Genomic DNA, 386 nt, shown 5'->3' on the forward strand with positions numbered 1-386 from the left:
ACATTCGAAGCGAATGCTCATTTCTGAGTTTGATCAAGGTACCGCAGAAGTGGTGGAGCCAAGCGGGATCGAACCGCTGACCTCCTGCGTGCAAGGCAGGCGCTCTCCCAGCTGAGCTATGGCCCCGTATTCTACGGCTAAACCATGTAATGGTAGGTCTGGGCAGATTTGAACTGCCGACCTCACCCTTATCAGGGGTGCGCTCTAACCAACTGAGCTACAGACCTATAACAGGGTCGCGTTACAGCATCGTCTTTATACAAAGAATCAAGCAATTCGTGTGGGAGCTCATCAGTAGGCTGATGTCGTCGATTAAGGAGGTGATCCAGCCGCAGGTTCCCCTACGGCTACCTTGTTACGACTTCACCCCAGTCATGAATCACACC

Annotated in this window: 2 tRNA genes and 1 rRNA gene; all 3 read right to left on the reverse strand. The window is 52.6% G+C overall.

Annotated features, from left to right (window positions below):
- Positions 1 to 50: 50 nt before the first annotated feature.
- A tRNA-Ala gene (locus tag L6D80_RS29910) sits at positions 51 to 126 on the reverse strand.
- A gap of 24 nt (positions 127 to 150) precedes the next feature.
- A tRNA-Ile gene (locus L6D80_RS29915) sits at positions 151 to 227 on the reverse strand.
- An 86-nt stretch (positions 228 to 313) separates the two neighbouring features.
- Positions 314 to 386 (reverse strand): 16S ribosomal RNA (locus L6D80_RS29920); the annotation flags it as partial.

The organism is Pseudomonas ceruminis (genome assembly GCF_021602025.1).
GTDB classification, from domain to species: Bacteria; Pseudomonadota; Gammaproteobacteria; order Pseudomonadales; family Pseudomonadaceae; genus Aquipseudomonas; species Aquipseudomonas ceruminis.